The sequence below is a fragment of the Herminiimonas sp. NPDC097707 genome, from assembly GCF_044761395.1.
Lineage (GTDB): Bacteria > Pseudomonadota > Gammaproteobacteria > Burkholderiales > Burkholderiaceae_D > Oxalicibacterium.
Genome location: NZ_JBIWCI010000001.1, coordinates 1,394,480 through 1,415,072, shown reverse-complemented (window position 1 = coordinate 1,415,072; position 20,593 = coordinate 1,394,480). Strand labels below are relative to the sequence as shown.

Below are 20,593 nucleotides of genomic sequence, written 5' to 3'. Positions count from 1 at the left end.
ATGTAAACATGGCGGGCTTTTTTACATATTCCTTCAATGCTCAGGCCGGACGCGCATAGCTGACGGTAAGCATTTCCCACTGATGCCCATCGGGCTCATTCCAATAGACGATGCTGCCACCGTGTGCGGTATCGATTTGAAAATCAGTTCTCCCATGTACGTGGCTGCGGTAAGGAATGCCTGCTGCCTTGATGCGTTCGAGGATGGCATCGAAGGTTTGCTGCTCCACGCGGAAACAGTAATGCAGCATCGGAATCGGGTCTGCCCATTCATCAAAATCCAGCGTCAGGCTATTGCTTGCATACACCGGAGCGAAGGGTCCGATACCTGTTTCCGACCACGGTACTCCCAGCAGTTCGGCCAGCAGTTTGGCCGACGCCAGTTTGTCGCGCGCCGGCACCATAAGATGATCAAGATGGATAGACATTGCGCTCTCCTGTTTGTGGTAGCCATGCATACATGATGTTGGGCGATCAGCTTGCTATCGTCATCAAACTGGCATTGCCGCCGGCTGCCGTCGTGTTGACGCATAGCGCACGTTCATTGATCAGTCGCCATAAGGGAATCGCATGTTGAAAATTCGTCGTCACGACAGGCGCGATGGCGCCATCGCGTGCCGCCAGTGCCGTGCGCAAAGCGGGCGCATGCTGTTCGCGTTCAAGCAGGGCCAGCCGCAGATCGCGACAATCATGTTGATGTTCGATGATCGTCATGCCGGCGCGTAATCGCGCAGGAAGATCGTTTGGTACAAGCATGGCAGTGTTTTGCAACAACACGACTTGATTACCTGTTGCATATACGGCTGCCAGTTGATTCAGCAATGCCGGGGTCGTCTCTGCCACGCAAAGTACCGAACCGCGCGCGACAAAACGCAAGGTATTCAGTTCGCCGGTTGGCCCTTGCAAGTGCAGAACTTTTCCATACAGGCTATTGCTTGAATAATGACGGATCAGATCGCTGAGTTGCTGATGCCTGTGTGCCAGACTCCATGACAACAACTCTGCCAGGACAAGCTGCATCTGCTGCGTTTCCGCTGTGTGTTCCGTATCCTGATTTTCCATATTGAGAAGTGCTCCAGCTTCTCGTTGCAAGCGCTTCAGATAGAGCGGGCCGCCAGCCTTGGGGCCGGTGCCTGATAAACCTTCACCACCGAAGGGCTGCACGCCGACGACAGCACCGATGATGTTTCGGTTCACATAAATGTTGCCGACGTGTGCGTGATCGACGATGTCGTTGATGGTTTCGTCGATACGGGAATGTACGCCCAGGGTAAGCCCGAAGCCGGTCGCATTGATATCGCGGACCAGTTGCGGCAGATCGTCGCGGCGATAGCGCAGTACGTGCAGCACGGGGCCGAATACTTCGCGCTGCAGATCGCTCATGCGATCGATTTCAATGATGCACGGAGCAACAAAAGTGCCTTGCGTGCTTGTGGGCGGCAACGTCAGCTGTTTCAGGTTTCTTGTGCTGCGACCAGCCTGTTCTATGTAAGCCAGCAGATGTTGTTGCGCTTCTGCGTCTATGACCGGCCCGACATCCGTCGCCAGTTGATCGGGTCTGCCTATCTGCAATTCCTCAAGTGCGCCATGCAGCATGTTCAGGATTTTTTCTGCAATATCCGTTTGCAGGCACAACACGCGCAAGGCCGAGCAGCGCTGCCCGGCGCTATCGAAAGCGGAGGTAATGACGTCGCGTACGACCTGCTCGCATAAAGCGGATGAGTCAACGATCATTGCATTCTGACCGCCGGTTTCTGCAATCAATGGAATGTCGCGCCCTTCGGTAATGCTGCGTTGTTCCAGAGTGCGATGGATGATGGTTGCTACTTGTGTGGAGCCGGTAAAGACGACACCGGATACGCGTGCATCGGCGATCAGTTGTGCGCCGGTAGTTTCGCCACGGCCGGGTATGAAGAACAGCACGTCTTCCGGCACGCCGGCCTGATGCAATAGTTGAACTGCGCGGAAGGCGATCAACGACGTTTGTCTGGCTGGTTTTGCCAGTACGGAATTACCTGCTGCGAGTGCGGCACTGACTTGGCCGGTAAAAATGGATAAAGGGAAATTCCACGGACTGATGCAGGCTACCAGCCCTAATGCCTGTTCCATTTTCGCTGTTGTAATCTGCGCGCTGTAATAGCGCAGAAAATCAATGGTTTCCCGCAATTCGCTTATCGCGTTCGGCAAGGTTTTTCCTGCTTCCCGTATGCTCAGTGCGATGAGTTCCGCTGCGTGTTGCTGGAACAGTTCAGCGGCGTTTAGCAGTATGCCTGCACGTTCAGATGACGCAGTCTTCTGCCATTTTTCTGCACCGGATATCGCGAGTGCCAGCGCACGTTCGACGTCATCGGCATTCGCTTCGACGGCGGTGCCGAGTACGTCGCTGTGATCAGCGGGATTGCGAATGCTTGTTGCGGTAGTCGATGATGCGTTGCCGGGCAGGGGCTGTGCATGCCATTGCTGTTTGCTGTATGCATTTAAAGCGGAACTGAGATAACGCAGCGCATGTTCATCGCTCAAATCCATGCCTGCCGAATTGCGCCTTTGCCTGCCATATAAATCAACAGGCAAGACCAGAGCAGGGTGTGGCTTGCCGCCGGCTTGCGTAGCGAGTACGACCGGATCTTGCAGCAAAGAGGCAATGCTTACCTTGTCATCGACAATCTGATTAACAAAGGATGAATTGGCGCCGTTTTCCAGCAGGCGCCGCACCAGATATGCCAGCAGTGTTTCGTGAGTGCCGACTGGGGCGTAAATCCGGCAAGGCACGTTCAAATGATCGGTGCCAACGATTTGATCGTACAAGGTTTCGCCCATGCCGTGCAGACACTGGAATTCGTAATCGCTGATGTGCATCGCTTGCGCATGACTGTAAATCGTCGCCAGCGTCAATGCGTTATGCGTGGCGAATTGCGGGTAGAGCACCTTGCTGGCGGCCAGCAGTTTTTGCGCGCACACCAGATACGAGAGATCGGTATATGCCTTGCGCGTATAGACCGGATAAGCGGACAAACCATCGACCTGCGCACGTTTTATTTCCGTATCCCAGTACGCACCCTTGACCAGGCGCACCATGAATTTTCTTTTGCTGCGATGCGCCAGATCGATCAGGTAATCGATCACGTAGGGGCAACGTTTTTGATATGCCTGCACGACAAATCCGATGCCGTCGAATCCTTCCAGTTCCGGAGCGAAGGCCAGCGCCTCCATCAGATCCAGCGACAGTTCCAGGCGGTCAGCTTCTTCCGCATCGATGTTGATGCCGATGTCGTATTGCTTTGCCAGCAGCACCAGGTTTTTCAGGCGGGGCAGCAGTTCCTGCATGACGCGTGTGCGCTGCGACCTTGCATAGCGCGGATGCAATGCCGACAGCTTGACTGAAATCCCCGGGCCATTCTTGATGCCGCGACCGTTGCCGGACTTGCCGATAGCGTGTATCGCCGCTGTATAGGATTGATAGTAGGTGGCGGCATCCGCTGCCGTCATGGCGGCTTCGCCCAGCATATCGAAGGAATAGCGATAACCGTGCGCTTCATGATCGCGGCTGTTGTCCAGCGCTTCTTCTATGGTTCTTCCTGCGACGAATTGATTGCCGAGCATGCGCATGGCCAGATCCACGCCTTTGCGGATCAGCGGTTCGCCGCCTTTGCTGATCAGGCGTGTCAGTGCTGCGACCAGACCTTGTTCGCTGACGTTGCCGGCCAGTTTGCCGGTCACCAGCAAGCCCCAGGTGGCCGCATTGACGAACAGCGATGGCGATGCGCCCAGATGACGCTGCCAGTCACCCTTGCTGATCTTGTCCGCAATCAAACGGTCTGCAGTCTCGTGATCGGGAATGCGCAATAGCGCTTCGGCCAGGCACATCAATGCCACGCCTTCCTCTGAAGACAGCGAGAATTCATGCATCAATGCGTCGACGCCGGAAGAATGGCTACGTTTGGTGCGCATGCTTGTTGCCAGGCAGCGCGCCAGTGTCTGGCTTGCGGTTTGCAATGCGGGATCGGTGTTTGCCTGCTTCAGCAAATCCTGTACGGCGCTTGCTTCATCGCGGAAATATGCACTGGTGATGGCATCGCGCAGCGGCGTGGCCGTAGCGATAACTTCGGCGGCGAAGCTGGAAAAGGGCGGAGTAGCGATGAGTGTAGACATAGACGCACCCTGTTTGAATGAGTCATCCTGCTCCATCTTACATGCAAGTCATGCGTGTGTTGCGGCGGTAGATCGGAATACGAATACAGGGTGCAATCCCTCAGAGCTTCGCTTTCTTCGCAGGTTTCGATTTACCGGAACTGTTGAAGGCAGCTGCCTGAAGAACCAGCACCTTGAAGGCGGCTCCGTCAACTTCTTCGCCTTCGTGGATGTCGATCGCGCGGCGTGCGTTGCCGTCGAGGCTCGCGTTGAAGAGACTGGCCGGGTCTTTCAGCGACGCGCCCTTGGCGAAGGTAAGCTTCACTTTATCCTTGTAGGATTCGCCGGTGCAGATGATGCCGTCGTGCGACCAGACCGGCGTGCCCATCCACTTCCACTCTTCGACGACGTCAGTGTCTGCTTCCTTGATGAGCGTGCGCATTCTGGCCAGGATTTCTCCGCGCCAATCACCGAGTTCAGAGATTTTTTTCGAGATGAGTTCAGAGGCAGATTGTTCCTGGCTGGCGCCGGATTTTTTCATGTTCTTACCGTGGCGAGTGGAGTGAGAAATACTTGATCAGATTTGCGCTGCGTAATAGGAGCCAGTTGGCGGGCTTGCCAGCATTGGCGTAACGAGGCTGAATTTTTCAGGCGGGATGTTTTTCAATGACGCTTTATGTGCGGACACCGAATCCCAAGCTTCAATGAGAATGAATTCATTGGGCTTATGCTGATTTTGAAGTAGCTGGCATGATGCGCAACCCTGCGATTGTTCAACGAGCGGAATAATCGAGACAAGAAATTCGCGTAGCGATTTCCCCATGCCATCTTTGGCGACAAATGTATTGATACGCGTAATGCTCATGGATATCTCCTTGCAACTGTTATCGAAGGATTCCGGGATGCGCGGGTTGCCGGGTTGGATGATTTGGTGCTCGATTCTTTGCACTATTCAACCTTTGGATGCCGTCGAAGATGTAGGGTTCTAGTGTAGCCGTTCCCGCGACCATGGCTATCCAGATAGATTGCAGGCTATTAGCCCAAGCCACCTCGCTAGCCCGGAATCTCGGGTTCGACCAGTGTGGCAAGTTGCGCCAGAGATTCCTGCCAGCCGAGATAACACATCTCGACGGGAATAACTTCAGGTATCCCTGCCTGCACGATATTGATTTCCGTTCCGCATGACACTTGCCGTAAAGCCACTGTCACCTGAATTTCACCAGGCAAGTTCGGATCATCGAATTTATCGGTGTAGCGAATTTTCTGGTGGGGAACAAGTTCCAGATACTCGCCACCGAAAGAATGTCCGTTTCCGTTAGTGAAATTCGAAAATGACATCTTGAAAGTTCCACCGACCTTGGCTTCCAGATGGTGAACCTTGCACGTAAAACCGTAAGGCGGTAGCCACTTTGCCAGTGCGTCGGCATCCAGAAATGCACGATAAACACGCTCCGGAGGGGCGCGGAGCACGCGATGTAATTGTACGGTACCTGTAGGCATGGTCATTCTCCTTTCAATGCGGTTTTGATCCGGCTTTGAGCAGATAGTAGATGCTAAGGGTTTGTATGAGTTCCGCCTGAAATATGAGGTCAGAATTAATTAAATTTGTAATTAATTCTGACTGTTGCCTATTTGAATGTTGGGTTGATAAAACGTTAGCCCACCACTTTTTTGCTTCTTTTAGTTTGTGGAGTTATAAATTTTTTTCGCTATCACGCTTAGCAATACCATCTAATACCGACTTAGGCAGACTGTCATACAGTGCCTCAACTCGTGCTGGAGTAGAGATCATTGTCTCAGTAATTAGATTTACCAGATGGAATAAATGCCCAACAATTTCCGTGTTATCTGCGTCTATTTGGCCAGGGTGTACGGCATTGTTACCAATTACGCGTACGACATCGAGAGATTTTTGAACGATAGGTGGAAGTCCTTTTTTTACTAGGGTTCCGATATCAGAGTTAATATTTTTCCCTTCTCCACCCAAGTGGAGGCACAGTTTTTGAATCGCTAGTCGAAGAAGTGCTGCAGCTGCTTTTGGTGAAAGTGCTGCAATGGTTGCAGCTTCATGATAGTCAGCTGCTACGTCAGCCGGCATGTCTTGATTTGGTAGTGGTGCATTTCCTCGATTAGGGTCAATCATTGAGGTCCCGCGCCAAAGGGTAGCTTCACCACAATGCTCACAAAGAGACGATGCTAGCCAGTCTCCACTAGAGTATTGATTATTGCCTCCTAGCGATTTGTCGCTTACGGAGTATTGGTACTGACGGGAAAGAACACCGCAGTGCGGACAGGTAAAGGATTTTAATGAACGTTCCGGAGCAATGTATTTCATATTGTATAAGCGAAGGTTAAATTGGCTTTGTGATACTCAATTTGGTTTATACAGCAAAAGTGATTGATAACATGATGCTCGCTGGATACATGCGACATGTTTCAAAAACTGTATACTTATGAACAAGTGCGTTTGTAAATACTGCAGCGTCTGGTATGACTCTTAAAGCAACTCCACACTATCCAGATTCAAATAACAACTCTCCCGCGTAGTCGTCACGAAATCCGCCAGATAAGGTTTCTCCGAGACTTCCGGCAAACAAGCCGCATACAAGCGTCCGGTCAAACCATCTGCAGTGATCCGTTTGGCTTTCACATAATCGCGATTCAAATAATTCTGCGCAGCCCACACCGGTAGTGTTGCAATGCCGCGTCGGCTGGCGACCAGTTGCAACATCGCGACGGTCAATTCTGTCGTGCGACGTTCGACTTTTACACCTGCTGGTTTTAATACCTGTCGCACTACGTCGAGCATGTCGTCCGGCACCGGGTAGGTAATCAATGTATCGCCGATGAAATCTTCTGCAACTAAAAATTCCTTGTCGGCCAAAGGATGATCGTGCGCGACCAGCGCGACGATCTCGAAGCGGAATAGTGCGTGGTAGTCGACGGTTTCATCAGTATCGATCTCGGCCACGATGGCGACATCGGCTTTATGTTCATACAGCAAGCCAACCGGGTCGGCCTGGAAGCCGGAGACGATATCCAGCTCCACTTCCGGCCAGCGGCCGCGGAATACATCCATCGCCGGCATTAACCAGTCGAAGCAGGTGTGACATTCGACAGCGATGCGTAACTGGCCGGCGACACCTTGTGCGAGTCGTACCAGATCGCGTTCGGTTTCCGCGACTTGCGGCAGGACGGTATCGGCCAGTTTCAGCAAGCGTTCACCGGCTGGCGTAAAGCGCACCGGCACCGACTTGCGTTCGAACAATTGCGTGCCGTGGTGATCTTCCAGTTGCTTGAGTTGATGCGAAAGAGCGGATTGGGTCACGTTCAAGAGCGAAGCGGCGCGCAGCAGATTGCCGGCCTCACGCAGCGCGATCAGGGTTTTGAGGTGGCGGAGTTCCAGGATTGATTGCATGGCATTCTTTGTATGAATTAAATTCAAGATGATTCTTAATATTTATCGTTTGAATCATAGACCTTGCAAGTCCAAACTGGCAAGCCTCGAAATCGTTATTGGAGTTAAGGTATGTCAAACGCGGCAAAGGCACACATCCTGGGTTTTCCGCGCATAGGTGCGCAGCGTGAGTTGAAGTTCGCCGTCGAATCGTTCTGGCGTGGCGACACCGATCTGGCAGCGTTGCAGCAAACCGGAAAAACCCTGCGCCAGCGCCACTGGGCGGTGCAGGCTGATGCCGGTCTCGATTTTGTGTCGGTAGGCGATTTCGCCTGGTACGACCAGGTGTTGAATACGCTGGCTTTGCTGGGCGCTGTGCCGACGCGCTTTAAGTTCGATCCGAAGAAACTCACGTTGGCTGATTACTTCACGCTGGCGCGCGGTAATCCTGAGCACTTCGCGATGGAAATGACCAAATGGTTCGATACCAACTATCACTATCTGGTGCCTGAATTTACGGCGGACGTGCGCTTTGATGGTGGCGTCGATTGGCTGTTTGAAGAAAACGCTGAAGCCGTCGCGCTCGGTCATAAAACCAAGGTCACGCTGGTTGGCCCGCTGACATTGCTGTACCTCGGCAAGATCAAATCCGGCGTCACGAACAAGCTGGATCTGCTGCCGCAAGTCATCGCCGGCTATCAAAACGTGTTGCAGAGTTTACAGGCTACCGGCGTGGAATGGGTGCAAATCGATGAGCCGATACTGGCACTGGAGTTGGCTGCAGTCTGGCGCCATGCGTTTGCGCCAACTTACAAGGCACTGAGTGCTGCTGCACCAAAACTGCTGCTGGCAACTTACTTCGATCAAGTGCGTGAACACAGCGCCTTGCTGCGCGAGCTGCCGGTGGCCGGTGTGCATCTGGATCTGGTACGCGGTGCAGGGCAGTTGGATGACTTCCTGAAAGACTGGCCGCAGGATCGCGTGCTGTCTGCCGGTATCGTCGATGGCCGTAATATCTGGCGTGCTGACTTGGATGCAGCGCTAGCCGCACTGAAACCTTTGCAGGAAAAACTTGGCGATAAGCTGTGGGTCAGCGCGAGTTGCTCCTTGCTGCACGTGCCAGTCGATCTGGCGCATGAAAACAAGCTGGATGAAGAGCTCAAGGGCTGGCTCTCATTCGCTACGCAAAAGGCACATGAAATTACGGCGCTCAAACGCGCGTTGAATGGCGAGAAAGATGCGGTGGCAGCGCAATTCAATGCAGCCGCTTTGGCGGTTGCAGCACGCAATACTTCGCCACGTATACACAATCCATTGGTGCAAAAACGCTTAAGCGAAATCAGCAAAATTTCTGCAGTGCGCAACAATGTATTTGCCGATCGTATCGTCAAGCAGCAGGCGCGCTTCAAGCTGCCTGCTTTCCCTACGACCAATATCGGTTCCTTCCCGCAAACCGCCGACATTCGTCAGGCGCGCGCGCAATACAAACGTGGCGATATCGGACATCTGGATTATCTCGAGCGTATGCGCGACGAAGTGCGCATGGTCGTGCAAAAGCAGGAAGAAATCGGTCTCGACGTTTTCGTGCATGGCGAGCCGGAGCGCAACGATATGGTCGAATACTTTGGCGAACAGTTGTGGGGCTACGGCTTCACCGCGAACGGCTGGGTACAAAGCTACGGTTCACGTTGCGTCAAACCGCCATTCATCTACGGCGACGTGTATCGCCCGGAAGCAATGACCGTCGGCTGGAGCGAATTCGCACAAAGCCTGACCAGCAAGCCGATGAAAGGCATGTTGACCGGTCCGGTCACGATGTTGCAATGGTCGTTTGTGCGTGACGATCAGCCGCGTGACACGACAGCGTTGCAAATCGCCTTGGCCTTGCGCGATGAAGTCGTCGATCTGGAAAAAGCCGGCATCGGCATGATTCAAATTGATGAGCCTGCATTCCGCGAAGGCTTGCCTTTGAAGGCTGCCGACTGGCCGCATTATCTGGATTGGGCGGTGAAAGCTTTCCGTATCAGTGCATCGGGTGTGCAGGACGACACGCAGATCCACACGCACATGTGCTATTCGGAGTTCAACGACATTCTGCCGTGGATCGCCGCGATGGACGCGGACGTGATCACAATCGAAACCTCGCGCTCGGATATGGAATTGCTGGATGGCTTCGGCGAGTTTGCGTATCCGAACGACATCGGTCCCGGCGTCTATGACATCCATTCACCACGCGTGCCGCAAGTGGAAGAAATGCAGCGACTGTTGCGCAAGGCACGCGGCGTGATTCCTGATGCGCAGTTGTGGGTCAATCCGGATTGCGGCCTGAAAACACGTGGCTGGCCGGAAACGACCGCAGCGCTGGAAAACATGGTGCTGGCGGCGCGTACCTTGCGCGCTGAAGTCGCAGCCGTGCAAAAAGCAATATCAGCTCCGACATAAAAGCACGCATGGGTTGATGCGCTTGAGCCTGTCAAGACGGGTACGTGGATATTTCCTCGTACCCGTTTTTTATTTCGGCAGCTTTTTATCGAGTATTTGGCAAAGACGGGCGCGACAGTGCTGAAACCGTTAATCGTAGGGTTTCAAGCCGGGAATTGTTAGAATGGCGTATTCCCGGAACTGCTATCTTTGCGCGGTCTCCATTCTTCCATTCTTGCCAGGTTAGACCTTCCCTATGTTGAGTTACCGCCATGCCTTCCACGCAGGTAATCACGCCGATGTACTCAAGCATCTGGTGCAGATCCAGTTGCTGAAGTACATGAATCAAAAAGATACGCCGTATATGTACATCGACACGCATGCCGGTGCCGGCGTGTACGCGCTCGACAGCAATTATGCTGCAAAGAATGCCGAGTTCGAAACCGGTATCGCCAAATTGTGGGATCGCAAGGATCTGCCCCCAGCACTGGCTGAGTACGTACAAGTTGTGAAGGCGCTCAACCCAAGCGGCAAGATGCGTTATTACCCTGGCTCGCCATATTGCGCAGACAGCATCATGCGTGAACAGGATAGATTGCGCCTGTTCGAGCTGCATCCGGCCGACAGCAAGCTGCTGGCCGATAATTTCCGCAAGCTGCAAGCGCATGCAGCCGAGCAGGGGCAGCGGCAAACCGTGCGTGGCAAGCGCATCATGATAGAGCGCGGCAACGGTTTTCAGGGTTTGAAGGCTTTGCTGCCACCGCCGTCGCGCCGTGCGCTGGTGCTGATCGATCCGCCATATGAGGACAAAACTGATTACCGCAGCGTTGTGCAAACCGTTTCCGATGCCTTGACGCGCTTCGCCTCCGGCACTTACGCGGTCTGGTATCCGGTACTCAATCGTCTCGAATCGCGCCAGTTTCCGGATAAATTGAAGCGCCTGACGGCAAACGGCTGGCTCAATGTCACCTTATCGGTCACCACGCCATCGCCGGACGGTTTTGGTCTGCACAGCAGTGGGATGTTTGTGCATAACCCGCCGTGGACGCTGGAGCCCATGTTGCGTGAGCTGATGCCCTATCTGGTGAAAACGCTGGGTGGCGATTCAGGCGCAGGCTTTACGCTGGAAAGCGGACAAACCGTGGCGACCTACACTGGAACGCGTCGCGTATAAGAGGCGCGTGCCGGTGATAAGCGGGAAATCACATTGCTCGGTAGTGATTGAGGGAAGGTCAATATAATTGTTTCTTTGGAAATATTGAAGAGTGATCAAGCATGCCAATTAACATAAATTTGCATGGAGTCATTATTTCCAATTGGAAATGGGTTTATCCTGAGTTCGTAAGAGTTTGCTGTAAAACAAGAATAAAATACGATAAAAAAGCATTTAATATTTGATCGAACGTCAGCAACAGTCGTTTTTCAAAGTTAAATCAGGCGCGATACGACTGATCCTCGCGTTCCAAAAATCAGAGAGCAGCATCTTGATGATCACAGATCTCAATCAGCACCTGCCTGATGAGCAACAAGCTCGCGTGAAAGAATTTTTTCTCGCACGCCAACCCATCTTAAACAGTGAGCAGAATCTGGTGGCGTACGAACTGCTGTTTCGTCGCGCCTTGTCCGGTCCCGCCAATGTGATTGACGATCTTGCCGCCACCGCCTCGGTGATTGCACACGCTTCCGAACTGGGTATTGTCAATGTGATCGGCACTTCGCTGGGATTCTTCAATGTCGATGCAGCCGTGCTGATGCGTGACTTTGTGAATTTCCTGCCGTGCGACAAGGTGGTGCTGGAAATCCTTGAGACAGTGGAAGTGACGCCGGAGTTGGTGGCGCGTGTGGCCGAACTGTCCGCCCAGGGTTTTACTTTTGCGCTGGACGATGTGATTTCCCACTCCGAAGCACTGCAAAAGTTATTGCCGCTGGTGAAAATCATCAAGATCGATATTACCGGCATGACTAAAGCCGAAATCGCCAAACTGGTCGATTATTTCAGGCGGGACGATAAATTATTGCTGGCTGAAAAAGTTGAAACGATAGAGCAGTTTCAGGATTGCATGGACCTCGGGTTTCATTATTTCCAGGGTTATTATTTTGCCCGGCCGGTTATTCTTTCAGGCAAAAAACTGGCGCCATCCCAGTTGGCCGTCATGCAGTTGATGGCGCTAATCATGGCGGATGCCGACACGGCTGAAATCGAAGCCAGCATCAAGAAAGATGCCTCGCTGGTGCTGACCTTGCTGCGCCTGACCAACACGCCCGGCCTGGGAGTGACGCGGCGCATCGATTCACTGAGCCAGGCGCTGACGGTGCTTGGCCGTCGTCAATTGCAGCGCTGGCTGCAAATTATCCTGTATGCAGAACACCACAAGGGCAGCCAGTTCAATTCGCCTCTGCTGCAACTGGCCACCACGCGCGGCAAGCTGCTGGAGTTGATTACGGAAAAATTGCGGCCCGGACAGCGAGCGATGGCGGATACGGCCTTTACCGTCGGTATCATGTCCTTGATGGACACCTTGTTCGGCCAATCGATGCAGCAAATTCTGGAGCAGGTTGCAGTGGTGGATGATGTCAGCAGCGCATTGCTGGCGCGCCGCGGATTTTATGGCGATTTGCTCAAGTTGGCGGAATATATTGAACAGATAGAAAAAACCGGTGCCTTGTTGGTGCCGACTTTGCAAAAACTGCAGCTCTCGATTGAAGATTTGTATGCCTTGCAGCTGGCCGCATTCGAGTGGAGTAATATCGTATCGCGTGCGTGAAGATAACGTAGTTGCAGTCCTAGTCGGCTCTTGTACTCATATTTGAACTGCAGCACCCGTTCCGCCTCCTGATATTTTCCCGCCCGATGTTCATTCACTTTGATCAACGCAGAATGTGCCCGCCGTAAACCGATGCGGGCAAGAAGTTAAAGTAGACCATGATGAATCAAGCTGTAAACACTGAAGACGACGATGAAGATGGCGGTGCACCGCCGATTCCTGCCGGCGCCAAAAATTACATGACGCCGCAAGGTCATCTGCGGATGAAGAACGAGTTGCTGAAACTGATAGACGTCGAGCGGCCGGAAGTGGTGCAAATCGTGTCGTGGGCCGCATCCAACGGCGATCGTTCGGAAAATGGCGATTACATTTACGGCAAGCGGCGTTTGCGTCAGATCGATGGTCGCATACGCTTTCTGACCAAACGGCTCGATCTGGCGGAAGTGGTTGATCCAACCGTGCATTACGGCAGCGAGCAGATTTTCTTCGGCGCCACTGTGCGCTATGAAACGCAGGCCGGTGATGAACATACGGTCACGATATTGGGAATTGATGAACTCGATCCGCTGCATGGAAAAATCAGCTGGATTTCGCCGGTTGCTCGTGCCTTGACCAAGGCGCGCGAGGGTGATTCCGTCACGCTGAAAACCCCCGGTGGCCTGGAAGAACTACTGATTCTGGAAGTGACTTATCCGGCACCTGCTGCCTGATACCAACAGGGTGGATGGCGGAAGTAACTAGCTTGTACCTTTGTGCCGCAGCAAACGGGTAACGCCGGGAATCCCACGCAGATTACGCATCAAACGCGCGAGATGCACACGGTCCTCGACCTGTACCGTAAAGTGCAGATAGGTAATCATGTGTTCTTTGTCTTCATCCATGCCGACGTGTGTGATGTTGGCATCGGATTCGCCGATTTCAGCCGCAACGCGGGCCAGAATCCCTTTTTCATTGCGTGCCAGCAGCGTGATGCCGCAATCGAAACGACGATTGATGTCGGCACCCCATGTGACCTCAATCCAGCGATCCGGCTCTTTCGAGCGCTGTCTTCTCGCTACATCACACTCAAGGGTGTGGATAGTCAGACCTTGATCGCGTTTCATCTGGCCGATGATGGCATCGCCCGGAATCGGCTGGCAACACGGTGCCAGCTGGACGGCAAGGCCTTCGCTGCCGTAGATGACGACCGGATCTATTTTCTTGTTTACCACTTCGCCATTGGCATCGAGCAGTGGGTGCTGCGATGGGTTGTCGTTTTCCAGCATGCCGAGAATGTGGCGCGCCACCAATGCTGCCATGCGTTTGCCGACGCCAATGTCGGCATACAGATCGTCCAGCGATTTGGCGCTGGATTCGTTCAGCAAACGCTCGATTACGGCGGGAGACAAATCGGGATTCAGATTCAGGGCGCTTAAGGCCTGTCCCAGCAGCTTGCGACCGAGGTCGATCGATTCGACCAGATTGATGGTGCGCAGATGATGGCGAATCGCCGAGCGCGCTTTGCCGGTGCGAACGAAACTCAGCCAGTTCGGATTCGGACGCGAGCTCGGCGAGGTGATGATTTCAACGATATCGCCGTTGCGCAATTCAGTGCGCAGCGGCACCTGTTCCAGATTGATCTTGACGGCAATGGTCTGATCGCCGACGTCGGTATGAATCGTATAGGCGAAATCCAGCGCGGTGGCGCCACGCGGCAGGGCGATGATTTTCGATTTCGGCGTGAATACATAGACGGAATCGGGGAACAGATCGACTTTCACATGCTCCAGGAACTCGGCCGAATCGCCGGTCTGCTTCTGGATGTCGAGCAGCGACTGCAGCCATGCATGCGTGCGCTGCTGCAGATCGTTCAGGCTGCCTTCATCATCCTTGTACAGCCAGTGTGCGGCGACGCCGGACTCGGCCACGCGATGCATGTCTTGCGTGCGAATCTGGAACTCGACCGGCGTACCGTAAGGGCCGATCAATGTAGTGTGCAGTGATTGGTAGCCATTCAGCTTGGGAATCGCAATGTAATCCTTGAACTTGCCCGGCATAGGCTTGAACAGTGCATGTAGCGTACCCAGCGCGACATAACAATTCGCGAAGCTGTCGACCACCACGCGGAAGCCGTAGACGTCCAGCACCTGCGAAAACGACAGGCGCTTGTTCAGCATCTTCGTGTAAATGCCGTACAGCGTTTTTTCGCGACCGTAGACTTGTGCCGGGATGCCGGTTGCGTCCAGCGTTTTGTTAACCGATTCGAGAATCTTGCTGACCACTTCGCGGCGATTGCCGCGTGCTGCCTTGACGGCCTTGCCCAGCGTTTTGTAACGCATCGGATACAGATGCGAAAACGACAGGTCCTGCAATTCACGATAAATATTATTCAGGCCGAGGCGATGTGCGATCGGCACATAGACTTCCATCGTCTCGCGCGCGATGCGGCGTTTCTTGATGGCGGACATGGAGCCCAGCGTGCGCATATTGTGCAGGCGATCGGCCAACTTGATGAGGATGACGCGTACATCCCGCGCCATCGCCAGCAGCATCTTGCGGAAGTTTTCCGCCTGCGCCTCGATCTGGCTTTGGAATTCAAGTTTCTCCAGCTTGGACAGGCCGTCGACAATATTGGCGACCGGCGCGCCGAAGCGTTCGATCAATTCATCCTTGCGTACGTCCTGGTCTTCCATCACGTCATGCAGCAGTGCCGCCATGATCGCCTGGGCATCCAGCTTCCAGTCGGCGCAGATTTCCGCGACAGCGATGGGGTGTGAAATATACGGTTCACCCGACATGCGCATTTGACCAAGATGCGCTTCATCCGAAAAGCGATAGGCTTCCTTGACCTTCTTCAATTCGGAAGGCGTCAGGTATTCGGCGAGCTTGTTGTTCAGCTCCGTGACAGACGCTACGCCGGAAACCGGTGCAGGCGTTGAAGCAGGGGATTTGTTCGTTGTAACTTTGGAGGCCGAGCGGTCGGGAACCGCTCGGTTATTGGGAGCGACGGATAGCGTTGAATCTGCAGGTGTCAGGCTCATTCTGATCAGTTATCAGCCGCATCGCGGTTAGCAATATAGGTTAATTAGCTTGGGACTTTTTTCAACATTTCAATACCGACGTGGCCAGCTGCGATTTCACGCAGGGCAATCACGGTTGGCTTGTCTTTTGCGTCAACCTTAGGCGTGTGGCCTTGCAGCAATTGACGTGCGCGATACGTTGCGCACAAGGTCAGTTGAAAGCGGTTTGGAATCTGTTTGAGGCAGTCCTCAATGGTGATGCGGGCCATATGTGCTCCTAAAAATACGATATCAGCTTAAATTGGCATGAATGCCCAATTGGGCGAACAGGGATGCGTTCCGGGTTGACTGCTGCGCGAAGCGACAGCGAGTGGCTTTAACAATTGCACTTAACTCGGCTAAAGCGACTGTAAACTCTTGATTGATAATAACATATTCGAACTCCGACGCGTGCGCGATTTCGCCGCCGGCAGCCAGAATTCGGCGTGTAATCACGTCATGATCGTCCTGGCCGCGTTTTTTCAGGCGTTCTTCCAATGCGGCAATCGATGGCGGCAGGATAAAGATGCCGACTGCATGCGGGAATTGCTTCTTCACCTGCTGCGCGCCTTGCCAGTCGATTTCGAGCAAAACATCGACGCCGGCTGCCATTTGTTCGGCAATCTGGATGCGTGAAGTGCCGTAATAGTTGCCGAATACCTCTGCCGATTCGAGGAATTCGCCTGCGCTGCGGCGCGCAACGAAATCTTCCGCCGAAGTGAAAAAATATTCACGCCCGTGCTGATCGTTCGGCCGTGGCGGCCGGGTTGTGTATGAAATCGACAACTTGATCGATGGCTCTTGCTCCAGCAAGGCGTTGACTAGGCTGGATTTGCCGGCGCCCGATGGCGCAACGACCAAAAATAAACTGCCGGAAGAAGTAGCTTGCTCAGACATCTGCGTCCCTGATTACGGTTTTAATGGTTAATTACAATACATGCAGCATGCAAGCGGCAGCGTCGTCGCGCCGCTTGCGCCGGATTTATTCCAGATTCTGCACCTGTTCGCGCATTTGTTCGATCAGCAATTTCATCGCCATCGAAGCGTCGGACAATTCCTTGAGCGCCGCCTTGGAGCCGACTGTATTGGCTTCGCGATTGAGTTCCTGCATCATGAAGTCCAGGCGCTTGCCGACCTGACCGCCTTTTTCCAGGATAACGCGGGTTTCGCCCAGGTGTGCGGACAGACGGGTCAGTTCTTCCGCTACATCGACGCGTATGCCGTACAGCGTGACTTCCTGACGGATTCTGTCCAGCGCTTCTTCACGGCTGATGGCCGGCTGTGCGGCGGCGTCCCCGTTTCTGACAGCCAGGCCCAGTGCCTCCTGCATGCGGTCGGTGGCTTTCTGCTGGAATTGTGCGATGACCTGAGGGATCAGCGGCGCGATGCGCAAGACGATTTCTTCCATATCGCTGACGCGTGCAAGCAGCATCGTTTGCAGGGCATTGCCCTCGCGCGCGCGGCTTTCGACAAACGCCGCCATGGTGGTTTGCATGGCCGCGATGACGTCGGCTTGCAAGGTGTCCTGGCCCATTTCAGCTTCTTCGATGACGCCAGGCCAGCGGAGTAATTCGCCGACCGACAAGGGCGCTGCATCGGTAAATTGGCGGCGCAGATCGGTTTGCAGTGTTGCCAATGCATTCAGGACAGTCGCGTTCAATGCTTGCGTGGTGTCGGTGGCAACTTTGCGGCCGAAACTCAAACGGCATTCAACCTTGCCGCGAGTAACGCGCGCCATGATTGCTTCGCGCAAGGAAGGTTCCAGCGCGCGCAAATCGTCGTTGATGCGAAATTGCAAATCGAGAAAGCGCGAATTGACGCTTTTGACCTCGATCGTCAATGTGCCGTTGCTGGTCTCGTGAGTGGTAACCGCATAGCCGGTCATGCTGCAAATGGTCAAAATCAGTTCCTCGGTTTTACTTTACAAAGTGGTGATTTATCCACACAATCCACAACGAGCCCTGTTGCCTGAGCCGGACGGGGAGACAAGAGGCAGACAATATTGCCATTTCAATTTTTGTCGCACAGCTATTCAATCTTGAATCAACGCGACTGAAACTAAACAGGACGACATGGCTGCGCAAAACAATGCTCCGTTACCGGATGGGCTGGAGATCGCTGGATATCGCATTGTAAAGAAGATTGCGTCTGGCGGGTTCAGTATCGTCTATCTGGCCTATGACGAAGACGGTAATGCGGTTGCGATCAAGGAATACCTGCCTAGCTCATTGGCGCTGCGTCAGCCCGGTGAACTGGTACCGGCAATTTCGCCGGAAAATCTGCCGGTTTTCCGCATCGGTTTGAAATGCTTCTTTGAAGAAGGCCGCGCACTGGCGCGCATCGCCCATCCGAATGTGGTCAGCGTCACCAATTTTTTCCGCGCCAACGAAACCGTTTATATGGTCATGGGTTACGAATCCGGCCGCTCGCTGCAGGATCACATCCTGCGCCGTCGCGACAAGGGCGAGAAACCGCTGGTATCGGAACGCTTCATCCGCAAGATGTTCAGCCATGTGATGAACGGTTTGCGCGAAGTGCATACCAACAAACTGCTGCATCTGGATTTGAAGCCTGCGAATATCTATCTGCGCGTGGATGGCACGCCTATCTTGCTGGATTTCGGTGCCGCGCGACAAACGCTGAAAGCAGATTTGCCGAAACTGTATCCGATGTATACGCCGGGGTTTGCGCCGCCGGAGTTGTACGTGAAGAACGGCAATCTGGGACCATGGACGGATATTTACAGCATAGGCGCGTCGATGTTCGCCTGCATGGTAGGTGCACCGCCGCAACCGGCTGATCAACGCAAGCTCAACGACAAGATGGATGGTCATTTCAACAAGCTGGAAGGCGTTTATTCGTCGGATTTGATCAAGGTGATACGCTGGAGCCTGATGATCGATCCGCTGGAACGTCCGCAAAGCGTGTTTGCACTGCAAAAGGCCTTGCGCGAACCGATTTCGGATAAACAGGGCGATGCCAAATTGCAGCAGGTCACACGCAAATTGAAAAGCATGTTCAGTGCGCTGGGCAGGAAATCGAATGCCCTCAGTACGACCATACAAGAAAACACACGTTAATCCTTACTCATTGCCGTAACTCTTATTCGACGACTCTATGCGATTCTCTGTTTATCAAGAAAGCCATATCGGCGGTCGCAAGAACAATCAGGACCGGATGGGCTACAGCTTTACACGCGACGCGCTGCTTTTGCTGGTGGCGGACGGCATGGGCGGCCACATCATGGGCGAAATGGCGGCGCAGATTGCGATGCAGACGATCGCTTCCCTGTTTCAGGAAAACGCCACGCCTTATGTGAAAAAACCGGAGCGCTTCCTTGAAGACAGTTTTTTTGCTGCGCATAGGGAGATTCATCGCTATCGCGCCATCAACAATCTGCCGGAAACACCGCGCACCACCATCGTTGCCTGCCTGATCCAGCACAACAGTGCGATGTGGGCGCATTGCGGCGATTCGCGTTTGTACTGGATGCGCGGCGGCCAGATTCTGGCGCGCACACGCGATCATTCGCGTATCGAAACCCTGATTGCGCAAGGCAAGGTCGATGCTTCGGAACGCGATACGCATCCGGACCGCAACAAGCTGTTCAACTGCCTGGGCGCGCCCAATATGCCTATCGTCGAAATTTCGCGCCGTGTCAGCCTGCAGGCTGGCGATGTCATGCTGCTGTGTTCAGATGGTTTGTGGTCGGTCTTGCCCGATCATGAATTAGCACAACGCCTGCACAGCAATACGATCGTGCGCGCCGTTCCCGAGTTGTTGACGACAGCAACCGCCATTGCCGGTAAAACCGGCGATAATGTCACCGCGCTGGCAATGATGTGGGAAAGCAGTGAAAACCTGCAAGGCAATAGCACCATCACCACGCATACGCTACCGATAGGCAGCGTGACCACCACGATCCAGGCGCCGCGGCATCAGGATCTGGAGAGCGCCGACACGTATAACGATTCAGAAATCGAAAAAGCGATTGAAGAAATCCGCAACGCCATCGATAAATCATCCCGTATCACTTCCAGGAATTAATGTCTCATGTCGTATGAAAATCGTCCCAGCGGGCGCGCCGCTGATGCCTTGCGCGAAATTAAACTCACCCGCAATTACACCAAGCATGCCGAAGGTTCCGTATTGATTGAATGCGGCGACACCAAAGTCATCTGCACCGCCAGTATCGAAGATCGCGTACCCGGATTTTTAAAAGGCAAAGGCCAGGGCTGGCTGACAGCGGAATACGGCATGCTGCCGCGCTCGACGCATACGCGCATGGATCGCGAAGCGGCACGCGGCAAGCAGTCTGGTCGCACGCAGGAAATTCAACGTCTGATCGGCCGGTCCCTGCGCGCAGCATTTGATCTGCAGGCATTTGGCGAACGTACGCTGCATCTGGATTGCGACGTCATTCAGGCTGACGGTGGCACGCGTACCGCCGCGATCACCGGCACCATGGTTGCCGCCTACGATGCTTTCAGCAAGCTGGTGGCGCAGAACGTGATTCCTGCCATCCCGCTCAAGCATTTTGTCGCGGCGATTTCGGTCGGCGTCTACAAAGGACAGCCCGTGCTGGATCTTGATTACGACGAAGATTCGGATTGCGATACCGATATGAACATCGTCATGACCGATGCCGGTCACTTCATCGAAGTGCAGGGCACGGCGGAAGGTGCGGCCTTCGATCGTGCCACGATGGATCGTCTGCTGGATCTGGCGCAAGACGGCATCCGCGATCTGATCGTGATGCAAAAACAGGCTTTGGCGATTGCTGCGTAAAATAGAGCTACGTCAGACCCGCAAGCTTGTTTTAATGTAATCGCCAAGGTTTTTTGC

General features: G+C 53.8%; 18 protein-coding genes. 7 read left to right on the top strand and 11 right to left on the bottom strand.

The genetic code is table 11. The features are described from left to right. Positions 1–40: 40 nt before the first annotated feature. The 7 genes from ACIQW9_RS06805 to ACIQW9_RS06775 form a co-directional block, all read right to left on the bottom strand. Positions 41–427: a VOC family protein gene (locus tag ACIQW9_RS06805; protein WP_402334564.1), complete on the bottom strand. Its 387-nt coding sequence runs from the start codon at positions 425–427 to the stop codon at positions 41–43. 46 nt (positions 428–473) lie between these two features. Beyond that, positions 474–4,148: a trifunctional transcriptional regulator/proline dehydrogenase/L-glutamate gamma-semialdehyde dehydrogenase gene (gene putA, locus ACIQW9_RS06800; RefSeq protein WP_402334563.1), complete on the bottom strand. Its 3,675-nt coding sequence runs from the start codon at positions 4,146–4,148 to the stop codon at positions 474–476. Between the two features lie 100 nt (positions 4,149–4,248). Beyond that, positions 4,249–4,668: a DUF1801 domain-containing protein gene (locus tag ACIQW9_RS06795; protein WP_402334560.1), complete on the bottom strand. Its 420-nt coding sequence runs from the start codon at positions 4,666–4,668 to the stop codon at positions 4,249–4,251. A gap of 36 nt (positions 4,669–4,704) precedes the next feature. Beyond that, positions 4,705–4,992 carry a putative quinol monooxygenase gene (locus tag ACIQW9_RS06790; protein WP_402334557.1) on the bottom strand — a complete coding sequence of 96 codons (288 nt, stop codon included), beginning with the start codon at positions 4,990–4,992 and terminating at the stop codon, positions 4,705–4,707. A gap of 188 nt (positions 4,993–5,180) precedes the next feature. After that, positions 5,181–5,627 (bottom strand): SRPBCC family protein, encoded by a 447-nt coding sequence (locus tag ACIQW9_RS06785; protein ID WP_402334554.1) that lies wholly within the window; start codon positions 5,625–5,627, stop codon positions 5,181–5,183. A 193-nt stretch (positions 5,628–5,820) separates the two neighbouring features. Beyond that, positions 5,821–6,270, bottom strand: a complete 450-nt coding sequence (locus ACIQW9_RS06780; protein WP_402334551.1) for a DUF4145 domain-containing protein — start codon at positions 6,268–6,270, stop codon at positions 5,821–5,823. A gap of 354 nt (positions 6,271–6,624) precedes the next feature. Next, the gene (locus ACIQW9_RS06775; protein ID WP_402334548.1) at positions 6,625–7,545 is read right to left on the bottom strand and encodes a LysR family transcriptional regulator; all 921 of its coding nucleotides are present in this window, start codon (positions 7,543–7,545) and stop codon (positions 6,625–6,627) included. Between the two features lie 111 nt (positions 7,546–7,656). Here ACIQW9_RS06775 and metE point away from each other — a divergent pair, with 111 nt between their 5' ends. The 4 genes from metE to greB all read left to right on the top strand — a co-directional run bounded on the left by metE (position 7,657) and on the right by greB (position 13,420). Further along, positions 7,657–9,966, top strand: coding sequence for a 5-methyltetrahydropteroyltriglutamate--homocysteine S-methyltransferase (gene metE / locus ACIQW9_RS06770; protein WP_402334545.1), 2,310 nt, complete (start codon positions 7,657–7,659; stop codon positions 9,964–9,966). A gap of 235 nt (positions 9,967–10,201) precedes the next feature. Further along, positions 10,202–11,119, top strand: coding sequence for a 23S rRNA (adenine(2030)-N(6))-methyltransferase RlmJ (locus ACIQW9_RS06765; protein WP_402334542.1), 918 nt, complete (start codon positions 10,202–10,204; stop codon positions 11,117–11,119). Between the two features lie 313 nt (positions 11,120–11,432). Next, on the top strand, positions 11,433–12,710 hold the full coding sequence (locus tag ACIQW9_RS06760) for an EAL and HDOD domain-containing protein (RefSeq protein WP_402337933.1): 1,278 nt from the start codon (positions 11,433–11,435) through the stop codon (positions 12,708–12,710). A 161-nt stretch (positions 12,711–12,871) separates the two neighbouring features. After that, positions 12,872–13,420, top strand: a complete 549-nt coding sequence (gene greB / locus ACIQW9_RS06755; protein ID WP_402334539.1) for a transcription elongation factor GreB — start codon at positions 12,872–12,874, stop codon at positions 13,418–13,420. Between the two features lie 27 nt (positions 13,421–13,447). On the opposite strand, the gene ACIQW9_RS06750 is transcribed toward greB, so the two are convergent. The 4 genes from ACIQW9_RS06750 to ACIQW9_RS06735 all read right to left on the bottom strand — a co-directional run bounded on the left by ACIQW9_RS06750 (position 13,448) and on the right by ACIQW9_RS06735 (position 17,633). Next, on the bottom strand, positions 13,448–15,730 hold the full coding sequence (locus ACIQW9_RS06750) for a RelA/SpoT family protein (protein WP_402334536.1): 2,283 nt from the start codon (positions 15,728–15,730) through the stop codon (positions 13,448–13,450). A gap of 44 nt (positions 15,731–15,774) precedes the next feature. Next, positions 15,775–15,978 (bottom strand): DNA-directed RNA polymerase subunit omega, encoded by a 204-nt coding sequence (rpoZ, locus tag ACIQW9_RS06745; protein ID WP_011871540.1) that lies wholly within the window; start codon positions 15,976–15,978, stop codon positions 15,775–15,777. 22 nt (positions 15,979–16,000) lie between these two features. Further along, a complete protein-coding gene (gene gmk / locus ACIQW9_RS06740) occupies positions 16,001–16,645 on the bottom strand; it encodes a guanylate kinase (protein ID WP_402334533.1) in 645 nt (214 codons plus the stop codon). An 85-nt stretch (positions 16,646–16,730) separates the two neighbouring features. Beyond that, positions 16,731–17,633 (bottom strand): YicC/YloC family endoribonuclease, encoded by a 903-nt coding sequence (locus ACIQW9_RS06735; RefSeq protein WP_402337931.1) that lies wholly within the window; start codon positions 17,631–17,633, stop codon positions 16,731–16,733. Positions 17,634–17,820: 187 nt separating this feature from the next. Here ACIQW9_RS06735 and ACIQW9_RS06730 point away from each other — a divergent pair, with 187 nt between their 5' ends. Genes ACIQW9_RS06730 through rph form a run of 3 tightly spaced genes read left to right on the top strand, consistent with a single transcriptional unit; the run spans position 17,821 to position 20,536 of the window. Further along, the gene (locus ACIQW9_RS06730; protein WP_402334530.1) at positions 17,821–18,828 is read left to right on the top strand and encodes a serine/threonine protein kinase; all 1,008 of its coding nucleotides are present in this window, start codon (positions 17,821–17,823) and stop codon (positions 18,826–18,828) included. Positions 18,829–18,865: 37 nt separating this feature from the next. Beyond that, positions 18,866–19,795, top strand: a complete 930-nt coding sequence (locus ACIQW9_RS06725; protein ID WP_402334528.1) for a PP2C family protein-serine/threonine phosphatase — start codon at positions 18,866–18,868, stop codon at positions 19,793–19,795. 6 nt (positions 19,796–19,801) lie between these two features. Next, the gene (gene rph / locus ACIQW9_RS06720; RefSeq protein WP_402334525.1) at positions 19,802–20,536 is read left to right on the top strand and encodes a ribonuclease PH; all 735 of its coding nucleotides are present in this window, start codon (positions 19,802–19,804) and stop codon (positions 20,534–20,536) included. Positions 20,537–20,593: the final 57 nt, after the last annotated feature.